The 22,483-nt window shown below is 56.7% G+C and carries 20 protein-coding genes; 10 read left to right on the top strand and 10 right to left on the bottom strand.

The window, feature by feature from the left end; genetic code table 11:
• Window positions 1-24: 24 nt before the first annotated feature.
• Window positions 25-228, top strand: coding sequence for a DUF2997 domain-containing protein (locus LUQ43_RS06615; protein ID WP_299965395.1), 204 nt, complete (start codon window positions 25-27; stop codon window positions 226-228).
• A gap of 42 nt (window positions 229-270) precedes the next feature.
• Here the strand turns inward: LUQ43_RS06615 and LUQ43_RS06620 are convergent, their stop codons facing one another.
• The 4 genes from LUQ43_RS06620 to LUQ43_RS06635 all read right to left on the bottom strand — a co-directional run bounded on the left by LUQ43_RS06620 (window position 271) and on the right by LUQ43_RS06635 (window position 3,730).
• Window positions 271-1,293 (bottom strand): CAP domain-containing protein, encoded by a 1,023-nt coding sequence (locus LUQ43_RS06620; protein ID WP_299965398.1) that lies wholly within the window; start codon window positions 1,291-1,293, stop codon window positions 271-273.
• A gap of 47 nt (window positions 1,294-1,340) precedes the next feature.
• Complete coding sequence (locus LUQ43_RS06625) at window positions 1,341-2,180, bottom strand: deoxyribonuclease IV (RefSeq protein WP_299965401.1); 840 nt, start codon at window positions 2,178-2,180, stop codon at window positions 1,341-1,343.
• A gap of 96 nt (window positions 2,181-2,276) precedes the next feature.
• Window positions 2,277-3,050, bottom strand: a complete 774-nt coding sequence (locus tag LUQ43_RS06630) for a winged helix-turn-helix transcriptional regulator (RefSeq protein ID WP_299965404.1) — start codon at window positions 3,048-3,050, stop codon at window positions 2,277-2,279.
• Between the two features lie 8 nt (window positions 3,051-3,058).
• Window positions 3,059-3,730 (bottom strand): hypothetical protein, encoded by a 672-nt coding sequence (locus tag LUQ43_RS06635; RefSeq protein WP_299965411.1) that lies wholly within the window; start codon window positions 3,728-3,730, stop codon window positions 3,059-3,061.
• A 263-nt stretch (window positions 3,731-3,993) separates the two neighbouring features.
• On the opposite strand from LUQ43_RS06635, the gene LUQ43_RS06640 reads away from it, so the two are divergent.
• From LUQ43_RS06640 to LUQ43_RS06650, 3 genes are read left to right on the top strand one after another with little or no spacing between them, the layout of a single operon-like run.
• Complete coding sequence (locus tag LUQ43_RS06640) at window positions 3,994-4,911, top strand: ABC transporter ATP-binding protein (RefSeq protein WP_299965414.1); 918 nt, start codon at window positions 3,994-3,996, stop codon at window positions 4,909-4,911.
• Window positions 4,912-4,916: 5 nt separating this feature from the next.
• Window positions 4,917-6,020, top strand: a complete 1,104-nt coding sequence (locus LUQ43_RS06645; RefSeq protein WP_299965417.1) for an ABC transporter permease subunit — start codon at window positions 4,917-4,919, stop codon at window positions 6,018-6,020.
• On the top strand, window positions 6,017-7,492 hold the full coding sequence (locus tag LUQ43_RS06650) for an NEW3 domain-containing protein (RefSeq protein ID WP_299965420.1): 1,476 nt from the start codon (window positions 6,017-6,019) through the stop codon (window positions 7,490-7,492). The genes LUQ43_RS06645 and LUQ43_RS06650 overlap by 4 nt, the downstream gene beginning before the upstream one ends.
• A gap of 27 nt (window positions 7,493-7,519) precedes the next feature.
• Here the strand turns inward: LUQ43_RS06650 and LUQ43_RS06655 are convergent, their stop codons facing one another.
• Window positions 7,520-8,365, bottom strand: coding sequence for a hypothetical protein (locus tag LUQ43_RS06655; RefSeq protein ID WP_299965423.1), 846 nt, complete (start codon window positions 8,363-8,365; stop codon window positions 7,520-7,522).
• 105 nt (window positions 8,366-8,470) lie between these two features.
• On the opposite strand from LUQ43_RS06655, the gene LUQ43_RS06660 reads away from it, so the two are divergent.
• Window positions 8,471-9,214, top strand: a complete 744-nt coding sequence (locus LUQ43_RS06660) for a ribonuclease Z (RefSeq protein ID WP_299965426.1) — start codon at window positions 8,471-8,473, stop codon at window positions 9,212-9,214.
• A 164-nt stretch (window positions 9,215-9,378) separates the two neighbouring features.
• Window positions 9,379-12,618 (top strand): HEAT repeat domain-containing protein, encoded by a 3,240-nt coding sequence (locus tag LUQ43_RS06665; RefSeq protein WP_299965429.1) that lies wholly within the window; start codon window positions 9,379-9,381, stop codon window positions 12,616-12,618.
• 100 nt (window positions 12,619-12,718) lie between these two features.
• On the opposite strand, the gene LUQ43_RS06670 is transcribed toward LUQ43_RS06665, so the two are convergent.
• Window positions 12,719-14,443 carry a histidine kinase N-terminal 7TM domain-containing protein gene (locus LUQ43_RS06670; protein ID WP_299965432.1) on the bottom strand — a complete coding sequence of 575 codons (1,725 nt, stop codon included), beginning with the start codon at window positions 14,441-14,443 and terminating at the stop codon, window positions 12,719-12,721.
• 96 nt (window positions 14,444-14,539) lie between these two features.
• A complete protein-coding gene (locus LUQ43_RS06675) occupies window positions 14,540-15,115 on the bottom strand; it encodes a flavodoxin family protein (RefSeq protein ID WP_299965609.1) in 576 nt (191 codons plus the stop codon).
• A gap of 121 nt (window positions 15,116-15,236) precedes the next feature.
• Between LUQ43_RS06675 and LUQ43_RS06680 the strand changes: the two genes are divergently transcribed.
• Complete coding sequence (locus tag LUQ43_RS06680; RefSeq protein WP_299965434.1) at window positions 15,237-16,835, top strand: DEAD/DEAH box helicase; 1,599 nt, start codon at window positions 15,237-15,239, stop codon at window positions 16,833-16,835.
• Window positions 16,836-17,013: 178 nt separating this feature from the next.
• Here LUQ43_RS06680 and LUQ43_RS06685 read toward each other — a convergent pair whose 3' ends face one another.
• The gene (locus LUQ43_RS06685) at window positions 17,014-17,571 is read right to left on the bottom strand and encodes a DUF308 domain-containing protein (protein WP_299965437.1); all 558 of its coding nucleotides are present in this window, start codon (window positions 17,569-17,571) and stop codon (window positions 17,014-17,016) included.
• Window positions 17,572-17,704: 133 nt separating this feature from the next.
• Here LUQ43_RS06685 and LUQ43_RS06690 point away from each other — a divergent pair, with 133 nt between their 5' ends.
• Complete coding sequence (locus tag LUQ43_RS06690) at window positions 17,705-18,208, top strand: hypothetical protein (RefSeq protein ID WP_299965440.1); 504 nt, start codon at window positions 17,705-17,707, stop codon at window positions 18,206-18,208.
• Between the two features lie 28 nt (window positions 18,209-18,236).
• On the opposite strand, the gene LUQ43_RS06695 is transcribed toward LUQ43_RS06690, so the two are convergent.
• Window positions 18,237-18,446 (bottom strand): hypothetical protein, encoded by a 210-nt coding sequence (locus LUQ43_RS06695; RefSeq protein WP_299965442.1) that lies wholly within the window; start codon window positions 18,444-18,446, stop codon window positions 18,237-18,239.
• A gap of 172 nt (window positions 18,447-18,618) precedes the next feature.
• Here LUQ43_RS06695 and LUQ43_RS06700 point away from each other — a divergent pair, with 172 nt between their 5' ends.
• Window positions 18,619-19,884 (top strand): nicotinate phosphoribosyltransferase, encoded by a 1,266-nt coding sequence (locus LUQ43_RS06700; protein ID WP_299965444.1) that lies wholly within the window; start codon window positions 18,619-18,621, stop codon window positions 19,882-19,884.
• Window positions 19,885-19,953: 69 nt separating this feature from the next.
• The gene (locus tag LUQ43_RS06705; protein WP_299965446.1) at window positions 19,954-20,685 is read left to right on the top strand and encodes a YkgJ family cysteine cluster protein; all 732 of its coding nucleotides are present in this window, start codon (window positions 19,954-19,956) and stop codon (window positions 20,683-20,685) included.
• A 7-nt stretch (window positions 20,686-20,692) separates the two neighbouring features.
• Here LUQ43_RS06705 and LUQ43_RS06710 read toward each other — a convergent pair whose 3' ends face one another.
• Window positions 20,693-22,456, bottom strand: coding sequence for a CHASE4 domain-containing protein (locus LUQ43_RS06710; protein WP_299965449.1), 1,764 nt, complete (start codon window positions 22,454-22,456; stop codon window positions 20,693-20,695).
• Between the last annotated feature and the right edge of the window lie 27 nt (window positions 22,457-22,483).

Genomic DNA, 22,483 nt, shown 5'->3' on the forward strand with positions numbered 1-22,483 from the left:
AACTAAAAAACAAGGAGGATTATCATGGAGATGCAGGAACTGGAAATCACGATCGATCACGAAGGAAAGATACAGGTAAAGGTGAACGGTGCGCACGGGGCAGACTGCCTAGCGCTCACGAAGAATATCGAGGATGTCGTGGGGGTTGTCGAGGACCGGGTCTACTCACCGGAGTACTACGAGCAACCGGTGACCACCAGCGAACACCAGCGGCTCGCCTTCCGATAACCTTACCCGCGAATAATATCCTGATAACTCGTCTCGGTGAGGTCAGCAGAAATTCTCGGTCACGTAGATCTTGTCATCGGACGAGAAGGCAACCCCGATCCCTTCCTGCTGCAATTTCTCATTGAGGATATTCTCGCGGTGTCCTTCGCTGTTCATCCACCCGATCACTGCCTGCTTCGCAATAAAATCGAGGGAACTCCAGTTATAGGAGACAATTGTCCCGTTTGGTGCCGTCAGGTAGGTCTGATACCTGTAGCCCTGATACAGGTTCTCGGATATGCCCTCGGTATAGTATGTCCCGTAGTATCGGATACACGGATACCCGGCCCAATTCCCCCGGGCATGGGCATCCCTTCCATCAGGGGTTGTGTGATCAAAGAAGTTCCGAAGCGACATGTCGTAACTGTGCCCCCTGGCGATATCGGCGAGGAACGAATCATACGACAGGGGAGAGAGTCCATTGTACTGCCGCTCGATGTTGATCAGTTCATGGATCCGTGTCTCCAGGGCAGAGGGGTCGATGTAGGGCGCATCGGGATGGGAGCTGGTATACGAGCTCGAGTCTGGCTGGGAAGGTACCTGGGTGACGGCAAGCGTGATCTGCGAGGTTCCTGTTGCCACGGGAGATTGTGTGGTCACGGTGTATGTCGGGCTTGGGGTACCCGTCACCTGCGTCTGCTTCGTAGTAACCGTAGTGGCGGCAGTTGTCGGCACCGTTGTGGGAACCATTGTTTTTGTGGTGACCGGTATTTCCGGCGTGGTGGGGAGGGGGGTTGTCGTGGGCAGGGAGGGCAAAGAAGTCGTGGCCTCAACCTGTGCCTGGCCGGTTGTAGCAGAACCTGCAGATGGTGAGCTGAAAAACACTGTGAGGAGACCCGAAGCGGCGACTACAGCAATAACGATGATGACAACAAGAACTAAGGCTCCGACAAGAGCCCGGACCGGGATGCCCCCGATCTTCGTTACAGGAAGCAGGTCCGGCAGTTTTACGCCGCACCGGGTACAGAACTTCTGGGTGGAGTCATCCGTTATCGCTCCGCAGTGCGTACAGGTCTTGCGCGCCATGGTTGATGTGCATGGCACCTGCAAGGGAAAAAACGTATCTTTGGATGTTACCGTGCAAGATCCCGCACGGCCTGGATATTGCCCCGGTCATCCCGCCGGTCGTCCATGGGAGTCTCGCAGATAAGGGGGAGGGAGGAGAATACGGTGTTGTGGAGGATACTTCGGAAGCCGCTTTCGCCAATGAACCCGAGACCGATATGTTCGTGCCGGTCAAGACCGCTGCCCCGGTCACCCTTGGTATCATTGAGGTGGATGACCCGGAGGTTTCTTTTACCCACCGATTCATCGAGCTGTCCCAGCGTCTCTGCAATCGCGTCTTCTGTCCGAAGATCGTACCCGGCCGCAAACGCGTGACAGGTGTCAAAGCAGATCCCCACCCGGTTCTTCGCTTCGATCCCGTCCAAGATCCCCCGGATATGCTCGAAACGGGAACCAACGCTGTTCTTCTCCCCCGCGGTGTTCTCAAGGAGAAGCATCGTGGGGCTCCCCGATGCCGCAAGGGCATGATTGATGGCATCGATCACGCGGACACGCCCGCCCGCAATCCCGTCGCCGAGGTGGTGACCGAGATGAGTGACAAGATACGGGATACCAAGCGTCCCGCACCGGTCGATCTCGGCGGTGAGGGTTGCTACAGACTTCTCGTAAACATCCGGTTTCGGTGAGGCAAGGTTTGGCAGGTATGGCATATGATCGACCGGGAGGAGACCGGTTGTTTTGATCTTTGACCGGAATGTTTCGGCTGTTTCCGGGCTGACGGGCTGGTAGCCCCATCCCCGGGGATTGCGCGAGAACATCTGGAACACGTCGCACCCGGCATCCCTTGCACGGTCCACTGCAAGGTCGAGGGACCCGGCGATCGATACATGGACCCCAACCTTCACCATGCCGATCTCTGCTCCTGCTGCTGTGTCATCGTAACAGGGATCGGATGCAGGGGTATTTGGGGATTGTGATTGGGGCAGATGAAAAAAGATGACTGCTTACGCCTGTCCGATGGCCCGGGAATAATCCTGAGGGCCTGTGGGGGCCGGGGGCCGGATCTGCTGGTTGAGGTAGCCTGCCACCGGCCCTGGGATCTCGTACGCGGTCAATCGTCCTTCACGCCGGGAAAGGACGATATGATCCTCTTCGAGCCGTTTCATGTGCCACGAGACGGATGGGCCCGAGACGCCGACCGCGTCCGCAATATCCTGTCGGGTTACCATCGGCCGGTCGAGCAACACCCCAAGGATCTTCTTCGTGGTCTCGTTCCGCAAGTGTTTCAGGATCTGCTGCTCCTCAGTCGAGTACGTACCGCTGTTCTCGTAGAAGCGGATCGAGGCATTATCACCGCTGACGGCGATCTTGTGGGTGTGCTGCAGCACCGAAAGGTGGTAGCGCAGGGTCCCGAGCTTCACCTGCATCTCGGTCGAGAGCCCCCGCAGGTGGATGCCCGGGTTCTGGCAGATATACCCGTAGATCCGGGCCCGGACATCCTGATCGAGCACGTTGCCCCCAGAAACGCGCCGGATCCCCATGTATGCCCAGAGCTTGATCGCAACAAGGATCTCTGGCGGGACCAGCACCAGCTGGGCGAGCATCAGCCAGAGGGGCAGGGACCAGAACGGGACGGGCACCGGAACCCGGGCATCGGCCCCGGCCGGTACCGGGCTGTCGTAGCCTGAGGTCACGGTGTATTCCTGTGCTGCCACAGCACTCACGGCACCAAGACAGGAGATGACCACCAGAACGAACAGGAATCGGGAGTACTTCATTTAGGGCCTCAGGCAGAGTAGGTGTTCAGGAGATAGTTCGCAGGATCCGGGTATTCGTTCTGGACCCGGAAGAACCAGTGGCCGGCGGTCACGTTCAGCCGGCTTGCGATATCGAGGAAGATCCGACCATCCTTTTTGCCATCAGCGATATCGGAGTACGGACCGAGGGTGGCATCCGGGGTATAGATCATCAGTTTCAGATCTTTTGAGGGATTTTTCCAGTCAAGGTCCACCCACTCGTGCTGCTTTCCATTGGGAACAACATCATTGTAATAATTGGCAACCGAAGAGGGGGCGACAAAGGAATAATTATTGACCAGCAGGGCCGGGCTTCCCTCCATCACCGTGACGCTATTGATCGCATAGGTGCTTCCTCCGGTGGGGGACTCACTAAGGGTAAATTCATGAGGGACACCTCCCTCCATGGACGTGATCACAACCATTCCGGTCATGTCCTCCGATACGTATTGAGTCGGGATTTCGCTGACCTCCCCTATTATGTACGACACTGCGACCGGTCCGGTCGTATCCGTACTGTTGGTACTGGCGAACGTTATCCAGGCGGTGCCGGTTTTAGTAGTAGTGGTGAGACATCCCACCTCCGGCAGGGCGGCTGATGCGGGCAGCAGGATGAGGAGCGAGAGGATGAGTCCCATCCCCAGAATGACCCGGATATTCATGAGTAATTATCCGGTCCGGGCGGTAAATAAGATATCTGGCACAAGTGTCTACACATCGCAGTGCGGCGGGTGAGGATCAGGGCCTGAAAAATCCACGGGCAGTCCGGGCGCGGGCGGTCATGGGTATTTGAATGATTCGGCACATCCCTTTTCCGGTTGCCGGACCGGTAGAGAACTGTGCGACAACTCCTTTTTAAGCGGGCATTGATTTCACGTGCATCATCCAATGGCCGGGCCCGCAATGGTCCGGCCCGGAGCAGACCATGATACTACTCGAACACCTCACAAAGGAATACAACGGCGTCCGGGCCGTCAACGACCTGACAGCGGAGGTCCCCGACGGGGAGATCTTCGGCCTGCTGGGCCCAAACGGTTCCGGGAAGAGTACCACCATCCTGATGCTGGTGGGCCTGATCGAACCAACCGACGGCCGCTGCCTGATCAACGGGCTTGACGTGGCCCGAAACCCGATCACGGTCAGGAACCGGATCGGGTACATGCCCGAGGATGTCGGATTCTATCCGACCCTTACCGCAGGGGAGAACCTCACCTACTTCGGGCAACTCTACGGGATGGACGCTAAAATTCTTACCCCAAAAATTGCCGGCCTGCTCGAGCGTGTCGGACTCGATGGCGTGACCAAACCGGTTGGCGGGTACTCAAAAGGCATGCGCCAGCGCCTTGGCCTGGCAAAGGCGCTCTTGAACGACCCGTCCGTGATTATTTTAGACGAACCGACCGCAAACCTCGACCCACAGGGAGTGGCCGATTACCGCCGGATCATCCGGGAGGTGGCCACAAGCGGCACCACAGTGGTCGTCTCTTCGCATATCCTCGAAGAGATCAGCCGGGTCAGCACCTCGGTCGGGATCCTCTCGGCCGGCCGGCTCGTTGCACAGGGCTCGTGGAGGGATCTCGCCAGCAGCGTGGGGAACCGGTCCGCAGCGCACATCACGATCCGGGTGGAGACTCTCGATCCGATGCCGGCATTCTCGCATCCCGATCTTATCAGCGCAGAGTACGAACAGGACCGACGCGAAGCCGTGATCGTTGCCCGCTCCGATATCCGGGACGATCTCGCCGCCACACTATCAGAACAGGGCATCCGGCTCCGGGGCCTCTCCCGCGAAGGGCTCTCGCTTGAAGAGACGTTCCTTTCGTATTACCAGGTGGCGGGGTGAAGACGATGGCTGCATCACGACTCATGATCATTGCAAAAAAAGAGTTCTTCGATCATATCCGGAGCCGCAAGTTCCTTTTAATCTTCGGCATCCTGCTCGTTGTCGCTATCGTTGGCATGATTGGCGGGCTTTCTGACTACAACAAGAACCTGGACGACTACAACAAGCACTTAAGCACCATCCAGTCGCCGCTTTCCAGTTACATGGCGGAGAAACCCTCCATCCTCTCGGTCTTCTCCGCGGTCGCCACCTACCTCGTCTTCGTGGGAGGGATACTCGGAATAGCGATGGGATTCGATCTCGTTTCAAAAGAGAAGGAGAGCAAGTCTCTCAAGATCCTGCTCTCGCACCCGGTGTACCGCGACGAGGTGATCAACGGCAAGGCGCTGGGCGGGATTGCCGCACTCGGCTGCGCCCTTTTGGTGGTACTCATCATCGCACTTGCCACCCTGCTCGTGTACGGGATCGTACCGGACGGCAACGAACTGATCCTTATTATGATCTTCGGGCTCGTCTCGTTCCTTCTCATCTTCTCGTACTTCGCCGTCGCACTCTTCCTCTCGACCGCACTGGACGAGAGCGGATCGGCCCTGATCTACACGATGATCATCTTCATCGCACTCTCGGCACTCGTCCCGACGCTGGCCAACAACACCGTGACCGAATTTGTCGTTGGCAGCCAGCCGGAACTCCCGCAGGAGCTCGTTGACCAGATGCAGCAATCGGTCAACAAGAGCGACGTATCAGGAATCTCCGTCACCTTCTCGAACAAAGGAAACAACGGGGCATGGGATGCGTTCAACGAAAAGATGCAGACCTACTGGGAGAAGCGGCAGATGGTACATGACACGCTGGCACTCTTCTCGCCAACCATGAACTACGAGTCGGTCACCGCCGCAGTCACTAAACAGTATACTAGCAGTGGGATGGTGGTCGGGGCCAGTGGAAGTACCAGCATTGTCTCCTCATTCAACGTTGTCTCGGCGGGTGATGCCGGGATCGACGGAATCATCTCGACGATCACCGCGAACTTAATCGCCCTCCTGCTCTTCCCGGCCGTTTTCTTCGGGCTCGCGTACCTCTGGTTCATGCGGCTTGATGTGCGATGACTTCCCTGTTCCCGCGGGGAAGAACAGGGACAAATCCCCTTTTTATCCTCGCGCTTCTCACCTGCGCTGCGATCCTCATCCTCCTGCCGCAGCCGGCAGCCGCTGACCTGACGAAATCCCCGGATACGTACGTTGTGATCAGCTGCGATCTGCCGGGCCAGATCATCGAGGCCGGGGAGACTGCGAAGTTCCAGTTGAACGTGGTCAACTACGGGCAGGAGAACAACAAGAAACTCTGGTACGAATCGTTCGATTCCGCAAAAAACGACTGGGAGATCCGGTTCATGGAGGGGGATATCGAGATCAACAAACTCAGTCTGCCCCCGAACGGATCGAAGACCATCATCCTCGAGGTGGAGACGAGTTCCGATACGCCGGTGGGGGAGTACGCGGTCCGTGTCCATATCGGCGACGGCTGGTACTGGGCGTACGTGACTATCTCGGATACCCATAAGGGCGAGAAGGGAACCCTGAAACTCAGCATTGTCGACAAGGATGGCGAGAAGATCAAAGGGGCAAAGGTCGCGTTTGTCCGCGACGCCGATCACGTGACAGTCGACCAGGTGATGAGCTCAGCCGACGGGAAAGTCGCAACCGATGTGGAGCCCGGGAGGTATACCCTGAAAATCGGGCGCGATGGGTACAAGGAGATCGAGAAGAAGGATATCCGGATCAAGGGTGGGATCACTACCGATGCGGGAACGGTGATGCTGGAGAAGTCACTGTTTGCCGCGGAGATCACCATCAACTCGCCGGTCCTTACGACTACGTCCGACAAGAAACCCCGCTTCGACCTGGCCATCAAGAACATCGGGAAGAGCGACGATACCTTCCGACTCTCCACCGAAAACCTTCCCCCGGGATGGTACGTCCGGTTCGAGGCAAAGGCCGTACCCGGCACGGACATCACCGAGATCTACGTAAAGAGCGGCGAAGAGAAGGCGCTCGTGGTGGAAGCCATCCCGCCGCACGATGTGGCCGTGGGCGATTACCGGATCCCGCTTGTGATCGATTCATCGGCTGAAGCATATCCCGAGAACCTGACGGCCAAGATCAAGGGGACGTACGATCTCAGAGTCTATGCCGAGAAGTACCAGTACCCGGTGAACAAGGGCGACCCCCTGACCTTCAGCATCAAGCTGACCAATGCCGGCAATGCCGGACCGCTGACCAACGTGAAGACGGTGGTATCGGCACCGGACGGCTGGAGCGCAGAGATCACACCCGAGATCATTGCCGGGATCGCTGATGGCGAGTCGGCAACCGTGAACCTGCGGATCGTCCCCCCGGGCAATATCGTGGCAAGCGAGTACAAGATCTCCGTGAAGGTGACCTCCGACCAGACCGAGAAGAGTGATGATTTCCGGGTAGTGGTAAAAGAGCAATCGATGGTGGCAGTCTTCGGGGTGCTCCTGCTTGCCCTGATCGCAGGCGGGGTATATTATATGTTCCGGAAGTACAGCCGTCGGTAAATACCTGAAACTTTTTTAAAAAGGAGATTACTGCCTGCGATATGCAAGCAGTGCAGCACCGAGGCCGATTGCCCCGATCACGATAAACGGCAGGCTCGCAGCCTTCGTAGTCGGGACTGTAGTCGGGACCGCGGTGGAGAGGGCGGTTGGGGTTTCAGCGGGCTGACTGGTGAAGCCGAGAGGTGGCACGACATTGACGATATAGACCGAGATCGGCTGGGGGCCGGTCATGCCGGATTCTCCTCCCGCACAGGTCACGGATGGCGCCTCACCCTTGACAAACGTCACCGCAACACTGGATGCGTCATTGCGTTCATTGAACAGGAGTGCCTGGCGGGGTTCCAGGGTTTTCACGATGACCCGGTTCCCATCAGAGAGCACGTTCACCGTAGCAGTTGCCGCTGTACAGGTGGTCCCAAAACAGGTGTTGCAGTCGGGTGCGGTGGAGATATCCAGCGCATAGTTACCAACAAGGGGGGTCGGGATGACGGAGGGTTCTCCGACAAGATCGGTCACGTACTGCCCGCTTGGGAGATCGTTGTACAGTTTCGCAATGGCGATCCATTCCCCACCGGCGCCACCGACACTCGTGGCAACAACGGTATCACCGTTCTTAAAGATCGTGAACGCACTGGCGCTGGGTACGCTCCCTGTCAGGGAGGCGATACTCATGGAGGTGTACGAACAGACCGGGTCACCGCTGGCTGGATACGCGCACCCGTACTGGAGCGGATTTGCGATGGTTACGGTGTTCTTATCCTGACTCATTCCCGATACCGTACCTTTCACCGTGACTTCCTGGATCACTGCCGTAGCCGGCAGCACGCACAGGAGAAGGACAGCGAGAAATGATATGATTGCAGCGTATTTCATCCTTACATGCCTCTATTTACTCTGGTATAACGAAAATCGCCGCGAGAGCATAAAAGACCGTCGCGTGGCACGTACCTTTTTTACCGGCACGCCAACCCACTTAGTATGAAGGTGACCTTCCTTGGGACCAATGGCTGGTACGATACCCCCACCGGCAATACGGTCTCTGTCCTGATCCAGTCGGAGGATTATGATATCATACTCGATGGTGGCAATGGTATTGCCAAAGCCGATCGGTACATCACGCAGGAGAAGCCGGCGTTCCTGTTCCTCAGCCACATGCACATCGACCATATTGCCGGCCTGCATACGCTCTGTAAATTCCGGTTCAAACAGGAACTGAAGATCTTCACGCAAAAAGGGACCCGGCAGCAGCTGGAGACGTTTGTTAACGAGCCCTACACGGTGCCGTTTGCGATCCTGCCCTTTAAAAACGAGGTGCGGGAACTGTCGGCAGGGACTCACCACGTACCATTCACCGTCACCTGCCTCCCGCTCGTCCATCCGGCACCATGCTTTGGGTATCGGCTGGAGCTTGACGGGAAGGTGATTACGTACTGCACGGATACCGGCGCCTGCGAGAATGCAGTCATGCTCGCCAGGGATGCCGACCTGCTGATCACCGAATGCGGCCTGAAGCCCGGGGAGACAAGCCCCGACTGGCCACATATGAACCCGGATGATGCGATCGGAATTGCGAAAAAGAGCGGGGCGAAACGGCTCGCCCTCACGCACTTCGGATCTGGGGTGTACCAGACGATTAAAGAGCGGAGGGATCTTGTCCCACTGTTCGCAAAAGAGTGGCCGGGACTGATTGCTGCAACCGATGATCTCACAATCATGATCTGACATTGTTCTTTTTGTAATTGCGATGATATAAGGCGAATTTTAATACTATTTTTCTTTTTAATTCCAGCATGTAGCCATATTTCAAAAAGGCAATGTTAATATACTGAAATAGGTAAAAAAGTAAATACCCGAGGCGAGAAGGGTTTTAGCACACGGAGCGGAGCATGGGTGTATTTGATCTCTTCAGGCAGGAGGAACCGGACCGAATCGGCCGCACGGGCATCGAGAACCTGATCCGTGATCTCCAGTCCAATGACCCTGACCGTGTAAAGGTGGCAACCACCAGTCTCCAGGCATTCGGGAAACCCGCCCTTGTTCCTCTGCTTGAGAAGATCAGGAATGCTGATGACGCCCTCCGTTTGAGAATCCTTTTTGTCCTCCATGGCCTTGACAACGTTACGCCTTCAGAGATCTGCACCTGCATAAAGACCAGTTGCCGGATGGAGGATACTGAGATCGAAACGCTGCTCTCCCTGCCGGGCCGCAATGCCCTCCCGTGGCTCCTGAAGATTATTGCGGATGCCGATAGTCATGTAAGATTAGTTGCTATTGGCGCCCTTGCAGAAATCGGTGAGCCGGGTGTTCCGGTCCTGGTAAAAGCGCTTTCCCACCGATCACACCGGATCCGGGCTGGTGCAGCCGAAGCGCTTGTCCGCCAGAAGTGGATGCCCAAAAACAATGATGACTACTTTCATTTTCTCCTTGCGCAGGAGAAGTGGCCCGACATGATCCGGGCAAAAAAAGGTGCTGTCCCCTATCTCACTGAGGCGCTATCAGACCGGTATTACGGGATCCGCATGGGGGCAGCCAAAGCACTCGGGGCGATCGGGGATCCCCGGGCGATATCCGCCCTGGGCAGCTTGCTCGCAGACGATGAGAACGAGGTCTGCATCAGCGCAATCGAGGCGCTTGAACAGATCCATGATGAGAAAGCCGTCCGACCTCTTGTCGATGCCCTCTCCCACAAGTCCTATAATGTCCGGCACATGGCAGCAACAGCGCTCTCGTTCCTTAACTGGACCCCGGACAACTCGGATGAGAAGGCCCGGTTCTGTCTTGCATCCGAACAATGGCACGAACTTACCAGGATGGGTAAGGCAGCAATCCCGTACCTTGTCGACCTGTTAGGCAACCCGCGGTACACGCTGCGGGCCGGGGCAGCATCTGCATTGAAAGCCATGGGGACACCGGGCCGTGAAGCCCTGGTTGCTGCTGCCCACAGCCAGGACCCTGTGATCAGCAATGCGGCACTTGAAACATTGAACGAAAGCTCGGGTGTCCGGTCACAGACAACGGCTCCTGCTGTTCCGGATCAGCATCCAACAGGAGCAGTCTCGCCAAAAAAACCGGTTGCTCCTCTGGATCCGCGGGCACCACACGGGAAATCCCCGCAATTGCCGTCAAACAACACCCACCCGGCACCTGAACAGAAAGCCGGGTCACAGCCAGCCGAACCGGTAGTTCACCCGCCACCGGATCCGCAGCCCGAAGAACAACCTGCCAGAAAACCACGGGAGTTCGTTCCGCCACCACTTCCCGATAGTGCCGACCTTTCAGCCCGGGAACGCACACCGGATTTCTCCGGCCTTGCAAAAGAGGTTTCTGAACCCGAGATCTCTGACGAGGAGATTGCTACTCTTATCAATACCCTGCAGAGCGGGGACGAGAACATCCGCACCCTCGCGGTCGATGCCCTTGGACGCATCGGACCCCGGGCGATCGATGCACTGGCAGGGGCGATCCGCGATCCCTCCATGGAAGTCCGGCTTGCGGCAGCCGATGCCCTCGGCCGGATCCCTGACAAACGGGCAACCACCCCACTCATCGAGGCCCTGCAGGACAGCGATGAGGAGGTCCGGGCAGCGGCCGCCCGATCCCTGGGCAGGATTGGTGATCCTGACGGGTTTATTCCGTTGATCTCCGCTCTCACGGATCCGGACGCCAGCGTCCGGACAAGTGCTGAAAAGGCGCTGGGATCATTTGGTCAAATGGCTGCCGGGCCGGTACAGAAGCTCCTGTCACATACAAACCCGCTCGTCCGGGGCAGCGCCGCAGCAATTCTCGTAACCATTGCCGGTACCGCCGCTATCCAAGACATCGAACAACTCGTTTCCGACCCCGATACTGAAGTACGGGAGCGGGCGGTGGTAGCTCTCGGATCCCTCGGGGTGCCTGCGATCCCGGCACTTGCTTTCTTTCTTGCAAGCGCCGACCCGGCCATCCGCCTGCTTGCCGTCATTGGCCTGGGACAGGTCGGCCCGGCTGCAGAAGAATACCTTGTCGCTGCCTGCCGGGATAAGGATGCCGCCGTGCGGGAGAGGGCTTCGACCCTCCACGCAGTTCTGCGTAAAAAAGCAGAGGCTGAGGCTGCCCTTGCACCCTCGGAATGCGTTATCCCGTCCACTTCTGTCTCTCTGCCGGGACCTGCAGGAGCGTCAACACCGACAACGGAACACGAGACCTGCCGGCCGGTCAAATCCGATGGGGACACGATCCTCTTCCTGATCGAGACCCTTGCCCATTACAGCCCACAGATTCAGCGGAGCGCAGCCAAATCACTGATAACAATCGGAGAGCCGGCGATAATTCCGCTGATCAATGCCCTTGCATCGGAAAAACCCCAGATCCGGATTCCTGCCGCCCGGGTGCTGGGCTCAATCGGCGATACCCGCGCCATTCCTCCACTTACAGCGCTCCTGGACAGCACGGATACGGGTATGAGGAGGGCCGTGGCTGAGGCGCTCGGGAAGATTGGCGATCCCGGATCAATCCCTGACCTGATTGAACTCCTGCGTGATCCCTCAGAGGAGATGCGGATCGCTGGTGCCCGGGCTCTCGGGGCGATCGGGCATTACGAAGCCATCACCGGCCTCATCGAAGCCTTGTGCGACGAGGAATACAGCGTCAGGGCTGAAGTCTGCGATGTCATGACCCGGAACGGTCTCATCGTCATCCCCTCGCTTGTGGGTGCCCTCTGCCACCCGTCCCGCGAGATCCGCAGGGGTGCGGTCTCCTGCCTTGACACGCTGGGCTGGGAACCGGATACGATCGAGGAACTCGTCTATTACCAAATTGCCTGCGAGGCCTGGGTCGCACTTTCACAGGCAGGAGACTGTGCCCTTGCACCGCTCCACCGGCTGGTGCTCTCCAGCGACGAAGAGGATCTGCGGATGGGTGCGGTCCTGACGCTGGTCAAGATGGAAAGTCCGGGCGCCATCGATCTGCTGATCGAGGCACTGCGGGACAAGAGCCTCCAGGTGCGGCGCAAGGCGATGAATGCCCTCGTCGACCGCGGTGAATCCGCCCGTGATCCGCTGATCGCCGCAACCACCTCGTCCGATCCGGATATCCGGTCCGCTTCAGCACACGTGCTGGAGAGGATTAGCCGCAAATCAAGCGCGTGAACGGATTTCTGCGGTGATCGATCACTTCACAGGAACGAATCGGGCAGGAACAGATCCTGCCCGTTCACCTGCCAGAACCCCGTACCAGGCTCTTCCACGTTCACTCTTCCGGGGTATCCACGGAAGAACGGTATTCCCCGCAGGGTACCGTGATCTCGAACCGTGCACCTTCCCCAGGCGTCCCGTTCTCGCGGATCGTGATACCGGTGATCGAGAGGATCTCGCGGGAGAGGAAGAGCCCAAGACCGGTATTCTTCCCGAATCCCTTGGTGAACAGCAAGGGCTTGTCCTTTGCGGCAATACCCTCGCCGTTATCGGCAAACGTGATGATCATAGATCCATTCTCCTCGCAGGACGTAACCCGGATCATGTTCATCTTCCCGCCGCCATACCGGAGCGCATTGTCGATTAAGTTGTAGAACACCTTCTCCAGCAGTGGATCAGCATATATTTCAAGACCGACAGGATGGATAGCAATCTCCACGCGGGGGTAGTGCGCCGGAAAAAACGCCACATTCGGCTGCACAAGAGTATTAACATTCTGCCACGTCGGTGTTTTAACACCGAGATCCTGGTAATCACGGGTGAACTCCAGTTCTTCCTGGAGTACACGGGAGATCTTCACCATATTCTCGATGTAGGTGTGCAGAGTGGCCTCCTCCTTTTCCTCCTTTGCAAGTTCTAGGTAGGTCGCAAGGCCGGTCAACTTGTTCAGCATGTCATGTCGCGTGATGCTGGAGAGCAGGTTCAGTTTCCGGTTCGCGGTCTCGATCGCGCGACTGGCCTGCCGCATCTCAGTCACATCGCGTATCATCAGGAGACGACCGCAATACTCGCCGGCACCCGCAGAAATTGTCCGGCACGCCACCTCATAATCCCGGGCGGCCCCATTCCTTCCCTGAAGGGTTACCGGGAAGACCGCATCCCGTCCGGACTCTTCGCTTTGCAAAAACGCGATGATACCGGGAAGCAGGGTATCCGTGACCGGCTGCCCGATCACCGGACGGCACGTTTCATTGAAAATCTTCAGGGCAGCGGGATTCAGATCGCTGATCCGGTCGTTCCGGTCAAGGACGATGATGCCGGCATCAATGGCCGTGAAGATGACCGGGTAGGCTACCGGCGCCAGAGAGAAGAGCTGGTACCGGATGATCGCGAGCACAAGAATGATACCCGTGATCATGAACATCACCGGTGTGAGATCAAGGCCTGGCACCGGATCAAAACCCATAACATAGAGTATGTTGACGAGTGTAGGTGCGCCCGCTGCGATGAGCAGGAGAAGGATCTGTTTCCGGTAGATGACGGGCGAACTGAAGAACCGGGATGCGATCAGCAGGAGGGCAATCCCTGTCAGCAGATAGGAGTAACCGGCATGGATCCAGAAGAGAGGGCCGTGCACAAAATTCCAGATCACGATGCCGTTCACAACATCGGGAATGTAAGTCGTATAGTAGAGGTGGTGGTACGGGTTGGTTGCGACAAGGATCAGAACGATGGCCGGCACAATGAAGAGCAGGAGTGTGTTCTTCAGGGTGACGAGGTGTTCGCGACCCGTATAACAGAGTACGATCAGCAGCCACGCGATCGGAACCGAAACAATACCCGGATATTCGAGCGTATTGAACAGGATATTGGAGGCGAGGTCGGCACTCTCCAGCTGGAATACTGACATCACAGTCCAGAGCGTTGTTGCACACATCAGGAGGATAAACGGTCGGATGATCGGGGCATCCCGGTGTTTCAGGCTGATCACCGCGAGTATGCCGGTAATGGCAGCAGAGATGAGCAGGGGGACAAGAAACGGGGTGTTCTGGATGATCATAGGACGGCGGTCACCGGAATCGTGTTACTGGAGTTGGATATAAAGGATGTTAGACATTTCTGTTTCCAAAACACGAGGGATCATCCCGATAAAAAATTATTTATTCAGTTTCTTCAGCACCCACGCCAGGTTTGCGCCCAGCGTTGTCATGGTCGCAAGCCCTTCCTCATCGTCATTCACCTCGCCGGCCTCCAGGCCGAGACCCATGTTCCAGTAGGATGAGCCGGGCACCACCATCTGGCTGATGAAGAAGAAGTGATTCATGGTGTCGAATGCATGGATCGCCCCTCCCCGCCGGACTGCGACGACCGCTGCTCCGACCTTGCGACGGAACATGTCATCATTGGCCTTGGCAACATACCCGGTCCTGTCAATCAGGGCTTTCATCTCGGTCGAGACATCGGCAAAGTACGTGGGGGATGCCAGGATGATCCCATCCGCTTCGACCATCTTCGCGATACATTCGTTGATGATATCACCCTTGATCGCGCACATCCCGTCCTTCTTCTCAAAACACTTCCCGCACGCAATGCAGCCGTGGATCTTCTTTCCGGCCAGCGGCACGAGTTCGGTCTCGATCTTTTCCTTCTTGAGCTCCCTGAACACGGCTTCGACAAGGATAGCGGTATTCCCGTCTTTTCTGGCACTGCCGTTGAATGCAACGACCTTCATGGACATCACTATCAGGATCGTCGTTCCCTCCAATATTAAATACGTTGTTTCCCGGGGATAGGGAATACGGGGTAACTCAGTACGCCATCTTAAGACCCCTCACGCTAAATGGGATAGCGATATGCCAACACGTATACAGTTTTCCGACCTTCACCTGTCAAGGGAACTCGGAAAAGCAATAGAAGATATGGGATTTGAGGAGCCGTCGCCCATTCAGGCCCTCGCTATCCCCCTCATCCAGGCCGGCCGCGATGTGACCGCGCAGGCACAGACCGGTACCGGTAAGACCGCTGCATTCGGCATCCCCATCATCGAGAAGATCGACCCGTCCAGAAGGACCGTGCAGACCCTCGTGCTCTGCCCCACCCGCGAACTCGCGATCCAGATCGCCGAGGAGTTTTCAAACCTCCTTGCCCACCTCCCCAAGATCACCGTACTGCCGGTGTATGGGGGGCAACCAATCGAGCGCCAGCTTCGCGCATTGCATGCCGGCGTCCACATTGTCATCGGCACACCGGGACGCATCATGGATCACCTGGACCGCCGCACGCTCCGGCTCGACGATGTGACAACCGTTGTCCTCGACGAGGCCGACCAGATGCTCGATATGGGATTCCGTGACGACATCGAACTGATCTTACGGAAAGTCCCGCAGAACCGCCAGACCCTGCTCTTCTCCGCGACCATGCCACAGCCGATCCTCGAGATCTCCAAAAAGTTCCAGACAAAACCGGAGTTCGTCAGGGTCGAGTATGCAGAACTGACCGTGCCACTGACCGAGCAGTCATATATCGAGGTGAAGGAGCGCGAGAAACTCGATGTGCTCTGCCATCTCATCGATCTCATCGACCCCCATCTTGCGATCATCTTCTGTAACACCAAGCGCCGCGCAGAAGAACTCTCGGGAAAAGTCCGCGCACGCGGGTACCGGGCAGATGAACTCCACGGGGATATGAAACAGTCCCAGCGCGACCGGGTCATGGGCGGGTTCCGTAAGGGTATCATCGATATCCTGATCGCAACCGATGTCGCGGCTCGCGGTATTGATGTAGAAGACGTGGATATCGTGATCAATTACGATGTTCCGCAGGACGTGGAGTATTACATCCACCGCATCGGCCGGACCGGCAGAGCCGGGAAGAGCGGCAAGGCAGTCACATTCGTTGCCCCGAAAGACTTCACCAAGCTCCGGGAGATCATGCATTTTGCGAAGGTCCAGATCACCCGCATGCCGGTACCCACCCCGAGCGATGTCGCCCAGTCCAGAACCCGCGGGGTGCTGGAACGGGTGCGCGAGACGATCCAGGCCGGAGGCCTCGAACAGTACGCCCGGATCATCGAGACAGAGACCGAAGGAGATCACAGCACGATCGATATTGCGGCAGCCCTCCTTAAGATGCAGATGGAGCCCGTTAATGAGTCCGAACCTGAGAAGAAGGAGGAGATGGACTTTGGGGATACCGGCGCGGAGGTCGGCATGGTCCGCTTCTTCCTTGGCGTTGGCCGCCAGCACCGGGTAGCACCCAAGGATATCGTTGGGGCAATTGCCGGCGAGACGGGAATCCCCGGTAAAGCTATCGGTGCCATACGGATCCTCGACTCCTACTCCTTTGTGGAAGTGCCCAAGGAGCACGCACGGGACGTCTATACCATCATGAAGGAACGGACGATCCGCAACCAGCCAACAGGAATCGAACCGGCGTCAGGAAAGCGGGCATAACTGCCCCGAAGATGCTCTTTTTTTCTCTGTCTCATTTCTGTCTCTTTTTTGGTTTCCCATACGGATAGCGACAACTATGCAGACCACAGGGTTTCGTTTAACGTATCCATCTGATGAAGATCTTGCCAGCCCTGCAAAAGGCTGATTGAAAAAAGGATGTCCGGAAACCGGCCGGATTTCAGAGATGCCTGACCGTCACATTCTGGTCAACATGACGCTCGGTGAGCCCGTGAGCAATGCGCATCATGCCGTAGACAACGAGATACAACCCGACAAGCAGGATCAGCGTGTCGATGCCCAGCACGGGATTGAGGAGAATAATGGTCCCCAGGAGGATGGCAAAGACCCCCATCAGCGCGATAACGAGGCGCACCATCAGGTCCTCCATGAGCATATACGCAACAACGGCCTCAATAATCCCAAAGACGACAAGGAACAACCCGAATACCACACCGGTTGCGATGACCAGCAGCGAGGGGACTGCGATGAGAACAATCCCGAGCAGGATCCCCAGGATTCCCAGGATGAGGACGCCCCAGTGTGACACACCCTCGTGATCGAGGAAGAGGCCTTCAACCATGACAACCGCAGCCAGGATGATGATGGCGATCCCGCCAAACACGACAAATAGATCGGCCGCGTATCCCGGGAAGAAGATCAGGACAACCCCGATAAGAATTGACAGGAGGCCAAGGCCGATCATTGACTTCCACCGGAGCGGATGAGGTTCATGCATAGTACCTACACACTCTCCGCCGTGCGGGATAATCGTTTCGTACGGTCTCCGTCGTATTTTTTGGTTTGGGCATTGTTCATGAAACCACCGCTGTGACAAAACCCTGATATACCCTCCCGGGAAACCTACCCGCATGAAAAAGATAATAGCAAGTGCCCTTATACTCGGTGCCTGTCTTGTGCTCGTTCTGGCTGCCGGATGCACCCAGCCGACCACAACGACGGTTGCCACCACAACGGCACCGACCGCAGTCGCGACAACCGAAGAGACCGTAGCAGCAACACCCGTCCCGACAACCGTTGATTCTCTCACCCCCGGCCCTACCCAGACCCTTCCGGAAATCTGGAGCATCGAAGTCCAGGTCGAAAGTAATGGAGAGTCCATCAACCCACAGATCACCACAACACTGCGCGGCGGCAAAGGCATGAATGTCGTCCCGCAGATTGATGTAAAGATCACCAGGTCAGACGGTGTTGTCGAGACCGGCCAGCTTGTCCAGCCGCTTCACATCGGCCAGACGATTGTTCTTGCCGGTACCACCAAGAATACCGACCGGGCAGAAGTCTGGGTAACTACCCCCAACAGCGAAAAAGTAAAAGTCTATGATGCGTACATACCGTTCCGGTCGTACAACTGATTTTTTTCTTTTTTTAAACGTGCCGGTTTCAGGGTTTCGGGCGGACCCATCCGAATGCAGAATAGAACGATAGAAGCACGATAAGGAAACCGACCGCTATGATCGCATATCCCTGCGGCTCGTCACCGAATGGCGGTGTCAGGACAATCCAGATACCATTAATAAGAACAAACACTCCGACAAGACAACTGATCGCTTTGATGACAGGCTCCATGATCTTCTCCTGGTTCCCTCTCATGGATGGTTCTCCCGGGAACTATTAAGCGCTTGCCTTCTTTACCGGACATCCCCCCATGGCGCAGAGGATGACCCCCCTGCCGACGGATCCAGGAAGACGGATATCCATTCATTTTTCTCCTGTGCTGCAGAACATAACAGGTATCAACCCGGCAAACACGAGGGATTGTCCCATGAGTACTGCACTTCTCACTGACCTGTACGAGCTCACCATGGCCCAGAGTTTTCTGGAACATAACAAGACCGGCAATGCCGTCTTCTCCATCTTCCCGCGGAAGCTTCCCGATGAACGGAATTTCCTCGTTGCCGGGGGACTTGAAACCCTGGTAAACAGCCTGGAGGCATTCCGGTTCTCTCATGAGGATATCGTGTATCTTAGTCAGCTGAATGTCTTCAGCAGGGATTTCCTCGACTGGCTTTCCGGTTACCGGTTCTCCGGGACACTCTATGCAATTCCGGAAGGCACGGTCGTATTCCAGAACGAACCGCTCGTCCAGATCGAGGGGCCGCTTCCCGAAGTCCAGGTACTGGAGACGCTCGCGCTCAACTGTATCCATTTCGAGACCCTCGTGGCATCGAAAGCGGCACGAATTATGGGTGTAAGCCGGGGCAGAAGTATTGTGGATTTCGGGTTCCGTCGTTCTCATACAACGGATGCAGGCATAGCGGCAGCCCGGGCAGCATGGATCGCGGGGTTTTCCGGTACCTCAAACCTTGAGGCCGGGAAACGGTATGACATCCCGGTGGTCGGGACCATGGCACATTCCTATGTTATGATCTTCCCCTCAGAGGATGAGGCATTCCGGGCTTACCATGCCTCGTTTCCCGACCGGTGCCTCTGCCTCATCGATACCTATGATACGCTTGCCTGCACGGAGACCATCATCCGGCTGGTTCGCGAGGGGGTACCGGTTACCGGGATCAGGATCGATAGCGGGGATATTCCCGGGCTTGTACGGAAGGTCAGGGAACAGTTTGACCGGGCAGGACTGCCCCATATCCGGATCTTCGTAAGCAGTGGCGTGGACGAATATTCCATTGACCGCTGGCTCTCAGATGGAGTGCCGATCGATTCATTCGGCGTCGGGACGCACTTCATCACCTCTGCTGACGCCCCCTATCTCGACATGGTGTATAAACTGGTGGAGTACGAAGGAACGCCCCGGTTCAAGACCAGCCCCGGCAAGACCACCTTTCCCTACCTCCGGCAGGTAGTGCGGTATCAGCAGGATGGCGTGATGGAACACGATGAGGTGGTCCGCATGGACCGCAATGAAACAGGCGGGCTTGTCAGGCCGTACCTCATGGACGGAAAACTGCTTGCGCCAATGCCGCCCGTTGAGGAAATACGGAAGCGATGCGCTCACGAACTCGCGTCACTGCCGGATCAGTTCAGGACACTTGCACGGCAGGAGTATCGCGTAACCGTGCAACAATAACCCGTAACAATAGTGTAACGAGGGAGCAAATACACCCCAAAAAAGAATATAGTCTCCGGTTCCATGTTCATGGAGATACACCCGGGGTTGATCATCCTGTCCCTTGTCCCGATACCTTTCCGCATCTCTGCCCTTACACAGGAGCAGAACAGCCTTCTTGCCTACCCTATAGAACAGATGGCAACGATTGTCCGCGACGTGAAGTTCCGCTGTACCTGCTGTGCAAAGTGCTGCACCCGTGCCTTCAACGGCCATGTCTTCCTGCTGGACAGGGATGTCAGGGCAGTAAAAATGATCGATCCCGATGCCATAGAACCGGCACCGGACCCGGAGTTCTGCGACCAGAACGGGACGTATTACGTATCCGGGTACGCGCTCAGGGCAAAGGAAGACGAAACCGGATCCTGCTGGTTCCTGGAGAACGGACGGTGCCGGATCTATGAGACCCGGTTCTCCATCTGCCGCATCTACCCGTACATGCTCCACCGCGAGCCGGATGCATCAGGCACCGTGGACTGGAGGCAGATCTCCGGTATTGATCAGCACGGGGAATATGACCGGGAGATCGAAGACGAGGAATCACTTACCATCGCCCGGGAGACAAAAGAGTTCGAGCATGCCTTCCTCTCCCAGGAGATTGCATTCCTCGAATACGTACAGGAGTATTTCACCCGGCACCATCTCCGTCATGTGCAGAAAGTGTATGACGATCGGATGCGGGCATTTGTAAAAGGGGTGCCAATCCGGGTGATGGTATTTTACGATGGCCAGTTCGAGGAACACCATATCCGTACGGGTTGACAGCGGATCACAATTCTGATGCGGGTCCTTTCCGTAAGGTGAACCGGATCGCTGCTCCTTCCCCGCATTTACCGGGGATCCGGTCATCCGCCCGGATGCGGCCGCCATACGCTTCCACCAGCATCTTGGCAATATGGAGGCCCAGCCCGTAACTGCTGCGCTTCTCCGATCCCTGCATGAACCGGTCAAATACCCCCGGCTTCTGCGCATCGGGAATACCCGGACCGGTATCGGTGATGGTGATTTCTGCCATCTCATCAGCAGCATCACGCACCGTGATCCCGATCTTCACGTCACTCCCGCCAAATTTTATACTGTTTGCGATGATATTGTGGAACACGCGCGCGAGCATCGGATCGGCGAGCACGCTCATCCCGCAGGCATCATAATGGATACCGGTGCCGGGATATGAGGCTGTTACTTCCCTGATGATATCGTCAAGATCAACCGGTACCCGGACAGGGGGATGCTTGAAGATCTTTGAGATCGTCTCAACGTTCTGGATTACTTCTGTATCGCGGGTGATGGTATCGGTGATGCGCTGTGCATAAAGACATTCCATCTTCCCCCCTTCAGTCCGGATCAGGTCCGCATAGCCCCGGATGCACATCGTCGAATTCAGGATCTCGTACGTCAGGACGTCAAGGTACATATCAAGATAGATGGTTGTCTTCCGGTTTGCCTCGGCCAGCATCTCCTGGCGCCGTGCCAGTTCCGCTTCCTTGTCCTGGAGCTCCTGCAGCATCGTGTTGAGAGAACTTTTGAGAGACGCTATTTCATCGTCACCTTTGACCGACAGACGCTCGGATAAATCGCGGCGATGTCCGATCGTTTTCATGGCATTGTCAAGGCCGAGAAGGGGATTGATGAGATACCTGCGGAGGAGAAGTTCGGTGGTGACGACATACATGATCCCTATAAGGACAAACGTACTTGCCAGGAATACCACGGTAGCCATGGCCTTCTGGTAGACATACCGGGGGGTGTCAACCCGAAGCAGGAGGATCGGGCGATCATTGATGTCCCGTACAAGGGTATACCCGGAGATGGTATCGGTATCTGTTGGAATGGTCTCGATCACCGGTGTGCCATTGCCAGCTGTGTTCACCAGATCCGGATTCGGAAGAGGTGATTGTTCTGTGAGGGCCGAAAGGCTGACCGACCGGTGAGTGAGGCTCTCCATTTCATCAACCTGTTCCTGATCGATAGACCTGACCATGATGAGGGTTCCGTTGCCAGGACCGACCCCGGAACTGGGCAGGATGGAGGACATGGATACCAGAACCGGCCCTTCCGGGAGAAGGACCAGCCCGTTCCGTCCGGTTCCTCCGGCGCTCCTTGTAAAGAGCTGACGGTTGTTGTCAAAAAAGAGAAGAAGATCCGGGGGAACCGGAGCCCCGGACGCATTATGCAGGTCATACCACCGGCCGGCAACCAGGTTGCAATCCGAATCATAATACAGGATACCGTTGATCCGGAGGCTCTCATATGAGGAGTCTGCGGCAATATTTGAGGTGTAATACTCGTGGTTGCGATCTTCCATGAACGTATAACTGGCATCCCAGACCGCCCAGTCCCGGGCACTGTTCGCGAGCTGCGACTGTTCATGCGCAATCTGGTCCACAACCCGCTGCACGTTGGTAATCGCTTCCTCCTGCTCGATCTGCGCGTAGGATGACAGGATGAAGAACTGGGCAAGAAGGTTGATGGCAAAGATCAGAACAAATACCGTTACGCCAAGGATCAGCAGGGTACGGGTGTGGATCTTCACAGTGATCGTTTGATTATCACGAGGCAT

Source organism: Methanoregula sp., assembly GCF_028679125.1.
Lineage (GTDB): Archaea > Halobacteriota > Methanomicrobia > Methanomicrobiales > Methanospirillaceae > Methanoregula.